At 63.4% G+C, this 8390-nt stretch carries 7 protein-coding genes; 6 read left to right on the forward strand and 1 reads right to left on the reverse strand.

Going from position 1 to position 8390, the window contains the following annotated elements:
• The 5 genes from hisB to hisIE form a co-directional block, all read left to right on the forward strand.
• On the forward strand, nt 1-798 hold a 798-nt coding region (gene hisB, locus ACTS2Z_RS13915), incomplete at its 5' end, for an imidazoleglycerol-phosphate dehydratase HisB (RefSeq protein ID WP_442573803.1).
• A 139-nt stretch (nt 799-937) separates the two neighbouring features.
• Complete coding sequence (gene hisH / locus ACTS2Z_RS13920) at nt 938-1546, forward strand: imidazole glycerol phosphate synthase subunit HisH (protein ID WP_442573804.1); 609 nt, start codon at nt 938-940, stop codon at nt 1544-1546.
• Between the two features lie 4 nt (nt 1547-1550).
• On the forward strand, nt 1551-2273 hold the full coding sequence (gene hisA, locus ACTS2Z_RS13925; protein ID WP_442573805.1) for a 1-(5-phosphoribosyl)-5-[(5-phosphoribosylamino)methylideneamino]imidazole-4-carboxamide isomerase: 723 nt from the start codon (nt 1551-1553) through the stop codon (nt 2271-2273).
• Nucleotides 2267-3034 carry an imidazole glycerol phosphate synthase subunit HisF gene (hisF, locus tag ACTS2Z_RS13930; protein WP_442573806.1) on the forward strand — a complete coding sequence of 256 codons (768 nt, stop codon included), beginning with the start codon at nt 2267-2269 and terminating at the stop codon, nt 3032-3034. The genes hisA and hisF overlap by 7 nt, the downstream gene beginning before the upstream one ends.
• Nucleotides 3031-3660, forward strand: a complete 630-nt coding sequence (gene hisIE / locus ACTS2Z_RS13935) for a bifunctional phosphoribosyl-AMP cyclohydrolase/phosphoribosyl-ATP diphosphatase HisIE (protein WP_442573807.1) — start codon at nt 3031-3033, stop codon at nt 3658-3660. Before hisF ends, hisIE begins: the two co-directional genes overlap by 4 nt.
• A 25-nt stretch (nt 3661-3685) precedes the next feature.
• Here the strand turns inward: hisIE and ACTS2Z_RS13940 are convergent, their stop codons facing one another.
• Nucleotides 3686-6274 (reverse strand): M14 family zinc carboxypeptidase, encoded by a 2589-nt coding sequence (locus ACTS2Z_RS13940; RefSeq protein ID WP_442573808.1) that lies wholly within the window; start codon nt 6272-6274, stop codon nt 3686-3688.
• Nucleotides 6275-6344: 70 nt separating this feature from the next.
• Between ACTS2Z_RS13940 and ACTS2Z_RS13945 the strand changes: the two genes are divergently transcribed.
• Nucleotides 6345-8348, forward strand: a complete 2004-nt coding sequence (locus tag ACTS2Z_RS13945) for a TonB-dependent receptor (protein ID WP_442573809.1) — start codon at nt 6345-6347, stop codon at nt 8346-8348.
• The last annotated feature ends 42 nt before the right edge of the window (nt 8349-8390 follow it).

The following is an 8390-nucleotide window of genomic DNA, read 5'->3' on the forward strand; positions in this document are numbered from 1 at the left end:
CTTGCGCTGACGCGTTCGTGCGCCGCGCGAATGGGACAGATCACGGGCGCTGTGGTGGACAGTGATGCGGACAGGATCACGCTTTCCAGCGACGACCGGGCAGGACTGGCGCAGCGGCTGACAGCGCTCGGCCTGCACCTTGAGGAGACGCCGGACGGCTTCACCGCCTGGGTGATGTCGCTGGCCGAGGCGAAAGCCCTCAGCGCCTGGCTGGGCGGGCTGAAAGCGCCCCGCACCGCCTCCATCCGGCGCACGACCAAGGAAACCGACATTGCGCTTTATGTCGATCTCGACAGTGAGGGCGGACGGTTTGAAACCGGCGTCCATTTCTTCGATCACATGCTGGAACAGGTCTCCCGCCATGGCGGCTTCCGCCTCGATGTTGTCTGCGAGGGCGATATCGAAGTCGATACCCACCACACGATCGAGGATGTGTGCCTGGCGCTCGGCGAGGGCTTGCGCGTGGCGCTGGGCGACAAGGCGGGCATTGCCCGCTTCGGCTTTGCCCTGCCCATGGACGAGACGCGCGCCGGGGTCTGGATCGATCTTTCGGGCCGTCCCTATTTGCGCTTTGACGGGGATATCCCGGGCGAGCGGGTGGGGGATTACCCGGTTGAAATGTGTGCACACGCTTTCCGCTCCATCGCGGAAACGCTGAAAGCCGCCATCCATGTCGAGGTGAGCGGGGATAACGCGCACCACATGATCGAGGGTTGCTACAAGGCGTTCGGGCGTGCCCTGCGTCAGGCCATCCGGGTAGAGGGCGCCGCTATCCCCTCCACCAAGGGGGTATTGTGATGATGTGTCCCGCGCGTCTGTCCACCAGACACATGGGTCCCGGCTCGGGGGCCGGGACCGCGGTTAAAGCGCTGAGGCAGAATGCTCCGGGGTCCCGGCCCCCGAGCCGGGACCTATTATCCCATGGGGTTGCAGACCAATGACCCTCGCCTTGATCGACACATCGACGGCCAATATCGCCTCGGTGCGCTATGCGCTGGAGCGGCTGGGGGTGGAGCCTGTCCTCGCCTCGACGCCGCAGGAGGCGGCGGGCGCTAAGAGGCTTATCCTGCCGGGAGTGGGCGCGGCTGGCCCCGCAATGCGCGCGCTGGAGGCCAGCGGATGGGCGGACGCCTTGCGAAACGATACCCGTCCGCTGCTGGGTGTGTGCCTGGGTATGCAACTGCTTTTCGGGCAGAGCGCCGAGGATAGCGGGCAGGGCGGGCCGGTGAGCCTGCTGGGGCTTGTCCCCGGATCGATTGAACGCCTCGACCCGGCGGGCGCAGGCCCGTGGCCGCACATGGGCTGGAATACCCTCGAATTCGATGCCGGGTCAGACCCGCTGCTCGAAGGGATAGAGCCCGGTGCCCATGTCTATTTTGTCCACGGGTTTTACGCGCCCGCCGGACCGGCGACCATCGCGCAGACCGGCTATGGAGCGCGGATAAGCGCCATGGTCCGGCATGGACATGTGGCCGGCTGCCAGTTCCACCCAGAACGCTCAGGCGCCGTGGGCGCGCGCATTTTATCCAATTTTGTCAGAGGCTAATGACGTGATCCTCTATCCAGCAATTGATGTCCTCGATGGCCGGGTTGTGCGCCTGGCAAAGGGGGATTTCGCCGCCGTGACCGACTATGGCGACGATCCGGTCGCGGTCGCGAAAGCCTACCAGGATGCGGGGGCAGACTGGCTGCATCTGGTTGATCTGTCCGGCGCGCGTGACGGCAAGCGCCGCCAGTTGTCCCTGGTGGAAAGCGTCGCGGCGACGGGCATAAAGGTGCAGACAGGCGGCGGGGTCAGAACCGCCGATGACATTGAATCCCTTCTGAAATCGGGGGCGTCGCGCGTTGTCATCGGCTCGCTGGCGGTAACCGATCCTGAACGCGTGTCGGGCTGGCTTGTCCGCTATGGAGCAGCCGCCATCGCGGCCGCCTTCGATGTGCGCATGAAGGGGGATATCCCGGTACCGGTCGTCAAGGGCTGGACCGAGGAAGCGGGGATGACGCTGGGGGAGTTGCTGGAGCGCTATCAACGCCACGGGCTTCGCCATACGCTTGCCACCGATACCGGCCGCGACGGCATGCTGGAGGGCATAAATGTCCCGCTTTACCAGACGCTTGTAGCAGCCCGGCCGGACATTGCCTGGCAGGCCTCCGGCGGGGTGGCGAGCCTTGAGGATATCCGGCAGGCAAAGGCCCTCAAAATGGGGGGCGTCATCATCGGCCGGGCGCTCTTTGAAGGGCGCTTCACGCTTGAAGAGGCGCTGGCATGCTAGCCCGGCGGATCATTCCCTGCCTCGATGTGCGCGACGGGAAGGTGGTCAAGGGCGTACGCTTTCGCGACCATGAAGTCGTCGGCGATATCGTCGATCTGGCAAGGCTTTACGCCGCGCAGGGCGCGGACGAGCTGGTCTTCTACGACATCTCCGCCAGCCCGGAAGGACGCGAGGTGGAGCCGGCCTGGGTGAGCCGCGTCGCGCAAGTGATCGACATACCTTTTTGCGTTGCTGGCGGCATTCGCTCGGTGGCGGCGGCACGCGCGCGCCTGTTTGCGGGGGCAGACAAGATATCCATCAATACCCCGGCGCTGGAAAACCCCAATCTCATCAACGAGCTGGCGTCCGAGTTTGGCTCGCAATGCGTGGTCGTCGGCATGGATAGCCGCAAGATTGGGGGGATATGGCGCCTGCACCAGTATACCGGCGATCCGGACCGTACCCTCGCGAGTGAACGCGATACGCTGTCATGGATAGAAGAGGTGGTGGCGCGCGGTGCAGGCGAGATTGTCCTCAACTGCATGGACCAGGACGGTGTCCGCCAAGGCTATGATATTGAACAGCTAATGGCCGCGCGAGAGGTATGCCCGGTGCCCCTGATATCCTCTGGCGGGGCTGGTGCCATGGCGCATTTCGAGGACGTGTTCAAAAAGGCCAATGTTGACGGGGCGTTAGCCGCAAGCGTGTTCCACAAGGGCGTGATTTCCATCCCCGATCTGAAGACTTATCTGCGCGAAAGCGGCATCGAGGTGCGCCCATGAGTGACGATCTCTCCCCCGTCGATCCAGGCCCGGTCGATTTTGCAAAGGGCGGCGGCCTGGTGCCAGCCATCGTGCAGCATGCGGCGACCGGCGAGGTGCTGATGCTGGGCTATATGAATGCGCAGGCGCTGCAAGAGACAAAAGCGAAGGGCCTCGTAACCTTCTGGAGCCGTTCAAAGAACCGCCTCTGGACAAAGGGCGAGACGTCCGGCGATGTGCTGCGTCTGGTGTCTATGAAAGCAGACTGCGACCGGGATGCGCTTCTGGTCCAGGCCCTGCCCGAGGGGCCTACCTGCCACCTCGGCACGCGCTCCTGCTTTGGAGACTATCCCGGCCCCGGGCTCGCTTTCCTGGGCGAACTATCCGCAATCGTGGATAGCCGCAGTGAGGCGAATCCGGACGAAAGCTACACGGCCCGGCTTTTGGCTAAAGGAATCAACAAGGTAGCGCAAAAAGTTGGCGAAGAAGGCGTGGAAACGGCGCTTGCCGGCGTTTCCGAGGACAACGCCGCGCTGACCGGCGAGGCGGCCGACCTCGTCTTCCACCTCATTGTCCTCCTGAAGGCCCGCGGCCTGTCCCTGGCCGATGTCGCGGCAGAGCTGAAACGCCGCCACGCAAAAGCGTGACGGCGTCAGGCGTTTCGGCTGCGCGCTACTGGGCGCGGCGGTAGGGATTGCGGAAGCTGTCCCCGAAGAAGACCGCATTTGTCAGCACCCGCGCCGAGCCGCGGAAATAGGCCCGGAAGTAGGGATTGTCGGCAAACAGGATCACCGATCCGCGTCCGCGCCGCTCTGCGTGCAGGGCTCCATAGCCGGCCAGCCGGTCGATATTACCTTGAGAGGCATAACCGGAAATCAGACCATTACGCGCGTAACGTATTGGAAGAGCGAAGGGATTATCGCCGATGGCAAAGGCGCTCGTGCTCTCGCGCTGCACCGCCAGCCGGTTCGAGGTGAGCCCGAACAGGAGCGGATGGGAGAGATCCACATCCGCCGCGAAGAGGGCGCCGGAGACATTTTCTTGCGTATCCCACTGCGTCAGCGCCGCATAGGCGAGGGCATTGGGAGTCTCGCTATCCGACTCCCATTCCGCATAGGCCGCGCTCGTCAGCCCGTTGCGGATGGCATAGCCCGCCCCGCCCTCGATGCCGATGAGAACGCCGCCGGCGCGCGTCCATTCGCCAAGGCGCGTGGCATCGGCCTCGACCATGCCGCCATAGCTGCCATCAGAAAGGATGATGTGCGTATAGCGGGACAGGTCAGCGCGCGAGAACTCGCTGATATCGATCATGGAAACAGGAATGTTCAGCTCATGATCGAACAGGTGCCAGATCTCGCCGGCCGTGTTCACATTCTGGCCGCGCCCGGTGAGCAGCAGCACCTCCGGCCGGGTGATCGTGCTGACGCCAAATCCGCCCAGATCGGAGCCTTCCCGCGTCGCGCCGGAAATGGCCGCGTGAACGGTGACACCGTCCTCGGCTGCCCGCTGGACAAGATCATGGACGGTCCGGGGATTGACCCCCTGCTGGTTCACCTGAATCACGACCGAACCTGCGGGCAATGACACCTCGCCATTAGCCGTTGTCACCGTGATGGCATCCGGCACCATCCGGGCGCGCACCCCGGCCGCAAGGAAGCGGTAGAGGGCGCGAGGCGCATAAAAATTAGTCCAGTCAATGACATAGGCGTAGTTTGTCTGCTCGGGCGCAGCGACCGCCCGGTCAATGGCCGTGACGCGCTCGCCAGTGAGGTCCGGTGCGAAGAGACCTGGCCTTACGGCAGCAAAATCAAGGCCATAGGCTATTGGCTGGGTCCAGCCGGAGACGTCATAGAACTCCGTCATGCCTTCCACGATCCGGGTCTCGAAAAGGGCTTCAACGACCCGGAACTCGCGCTGGCGCACGGGGACTACATAACTGCTTGCCGCATCGAAATCTGTATTGTTGATCCGGGTATCGCGGTTCAGGCGGTATACCTCGATGCCATGAATTTCCAGTATCTCGAGGAAATCATTCAGTCTTCCAGAATCGCGCGAACCAAATACATAGGCCAGATTGGTCGCCGCATTGGCCATGCGCGCGCCTTCCCGGTAGAAGTCTCGCTGGAAGGACAGAAGCTGTTCGCGGTTGGCAAGGCCGGCCCGGATCAGGGCCAGGCCGACACGGGCCTGCTGGCCGATCTTGTCGTCGTAACGCAATGTTCCAAAGTCGGTTTCCTGGATCAGGCCGCGCACCGAGCTTTGCTCGAAAAGGTAGGGCACCGAGCCGACCAGGCCGGGATAGCTGGAGCCGTAGCCGAGGTAGAAATCGTCAAACAGCTCCTCGCTGACATAGAGCGCGCCCTCATTGTCCAGCTGCTCGTTCAGAAAACTGTTCATGCGCTGGTTCAGTGCAAGACCATCCAGCGAAAGGAGAGGGTGAAGTCCGTCAGGCGGTCCGGGAGAAAAGAAATAGGTGGAGTTTGTCCCCATCTCATGAAAGTCGGCGGCAATATTGGGAAGCCATTCACGCGTGGCCTGAACCAGAGCCGCCGCTTCGGGCTGCGTCACCGGCAGCCATTGGCGGTTGATGTCGAACCAGTAATGGTTCACCCGGCCCCAGGGCCATTCGTGATAGTGCTCGCGGTGCTGCGGATCGGCGACCGGCGCGCGGGCGCGGTGCATGTTGGTCCAGCTGGCAAAGCGTTCCGAGCCATCCGGGTTGATCGGGCCGATCAGGTGAATGACCGAATTGTCAAGCATGTCAGCGACTTCGGCGCCCTGACCAGCCGCCAGGAAGTACAAAAGCGGCATGATGGAATCATAGCCCGAGGGCTCCGATCCGTGCACACCGTGCGTAAACTGGATGACGACCGGATGGTCTGCCGGGATGGCGGCGGTGTTGCCGGCCTCGGAAATCTGGCGCTGCGCGGCGCGGATTTCGTCAAGGCGGGCATGGTTTTCAGGTGCGGTGATGGTCACCCGCATGATCTGGCGGCCGAAATGGGAGCGCCCGACCGTGTCGACACTGACCCGGTCCGAAGCCGCGGCGACAGCGCGCATATAGGCGGCGATCATGTCGGGGGTGTAGATGATCTCGCCAACGGCGAAGCCGGTAACATCCTCGGGTAAGGGAATGGCAGCGTCATACTCGACTTCCTGCCCGATCAGTTCAACTAACGGCTTTGGCTCATAGGCCTGCGCCAGACATGCACCTGAAAAGGCGGTCAGAAGACCGACCAGAACCAACCGGCAAAGCATCATGATTTCATTCCCCGCAAAAGACGGCGTAACCCTAGGACGGCTTGTCCAAGCGTCAAGCACGCGACGCGCTGTGGCCGGCGCGTTGCTGGCCAGTCTTGCAGCGGTGCCGGCTGCTTCTGCGCAGGAGCCGGGCGACGTCATCGTCGTGAGCGCAACAAGGTCTGAACAGAGCCGCAGCGCTTCTGCCGTTCCCGTGGCGGTGATCGATGCCGGAACAATAATGGATACGGGAGCGCAGCATGTTGCAGAGCTACTCAACCGGGCGCCAGGCGTCTATGTGCACCGTGGCAATGGCGCGGAGCATCTGACCGCGATCCGTTCACCGGTCCTGAGCGCGGGGGCGGGTGCGGGCTCCTTCCTCTATCTTGAAGACGGGATCGCTCTGCGCGCGCCAGCCTTTGCCAATATAAACGGGCTCTTTGAGGCTGTGGACGAACTGGCGGGCCGTGTCGAAATCATCCGGGGGCCGGGCGGCGCAGTTTATGGCTCCAACGCGCTCCATGGTCTTGTGAACGTGATCACACCAGATCCGTCCGTGCCGGGACACCGGGCCGAGCTGGAACTAGGCAGTTTCGGGCGGGCCCGGGTCACGGCGCAGGCAAGCGGTTCGACCCGTATGGGCGACGGATTTGCCGGGTTGTCGGTTCGGTCCGAAGATGGCTGGCGTGATGATGCCGGCCTGCTCCGCGCGGGCGTTCAGACCCGGCTCGACTGGGGCCGGGGCGCGACGCAAATGAGCCTGCGCGTCAGCCTGATTCATCTCGAACAGGAAACGGCGACTTTCGTGAACGGGTTCGAGGCCTACCGCGATGAGGCCTTGTCGCGGCGCAATGCCAACCCGGAAGCGTTTCGCGATGCCAGCGCGCTGCGTGTCGCCCTGCACGGCGATCACCGCCTGTCTTCGAACTGGTCACTGCGCGGAGCGGTCTATGCACGCAGCAATGACATGCGTTTCCGCCTCCATTTCCTGCCCTCACGCGCGCTGGAGGAGACCGGACATGACAGCGTGGGCTTCCAGTCTGCCTTCGTGCGTCAGGGCGGTGCGGGGAGCGTGACGCTCGGCGTCGATGGCGAGTGGACGCGCGGCTATCTCGTCGAGGACCAGACACTGGCAAGCTTTGGCGCTTTCCCCCAAGGCATTCACTATGACTACGACGTCGAAGCCTTGACCGGCGCGGTGTTTGTACAGGGCCGTCACAGTCTGGCGCAGGGGCTGGAAATCGAAGGCGGCGCGCGCCTCGAGACCACGCGCTTCGACTACACCAACAATACTGCCGACGGGGCGATCGGCCGCTTCCTTCGGCTGCCAAACCGTAGTGACACTTTCACCACTTTCGCGCCCCATGCCGGTCTTGTCTGGCAGGCAACGGACCGGGTCAGCGTCTTTGGGCGTGTGGCGCGCGGTGTGCGTGCGCCCCAGACCGACGAGCTCTATCGCCTGCAGCCGGGCCAGGAGATCGATGGTATCGAGCCGGAACAGCTCGACAGTTTGGAGGCGGGCTTGCGGCTTGCCGGGCCGGGCGGGCTGGCGCTGGAGCTGACCGGCTTTTCAATGCTCAAGCGCAATGTCTTCTTCCGGGATGCCGACGGGCTGAACGTCACGGACGGCCGCACCACGCATGAGGGCGTGGAGTTGGAAGGCGTCTGGCCGGTAATGGACAACCTCACCCTGTCCGGAGCGCTCACCTGGGCCGTTCACCGATATGATTTTGATCGTCCGGTGGGGCAGGCGTCGGAAGTCATCGTGCGCGGCAACCGCGTCGATACGGCGCCTGAATGGCTCTGGAATATTCGCGCAGGCTGGCAGCCTGCCGAGCGCCTCCATCTGGAAGCCGAATGGATTCATGTCGGTGAATATTTCGCGGACGCTGCCAATACCGCCCGATATGCCGGCCACGACATCGTCAATCTGCGGGGCCGTTTCACGCTTCGCAGCGGCATTGAGGTGTTTGCGGCCATCCGTAACGCTGCTGACACACGCTTTGCCGAGCGGGCTGATTTCGCCTTTGGAGGCTATCGCTATTTCCCCGGCGAACCGCGCAACTTTTCCGTTGGTGTGCGCGTCAGGGGCTAACGCGGCGGCAGCGGAGTGCTAGCCTTCGCGCTTCGAACATCC

The sequence above is a fragment of the Glycocaulis sp. genome (assembly GCF_052168375.1).
In the GTDB taxonomy this organism is placed as follows: domain Bacteria; phylum Pseudomonadota; class Alphaproteobacteria; order Caulobacterales; family Maricaulaceae; genus Glycocaulis.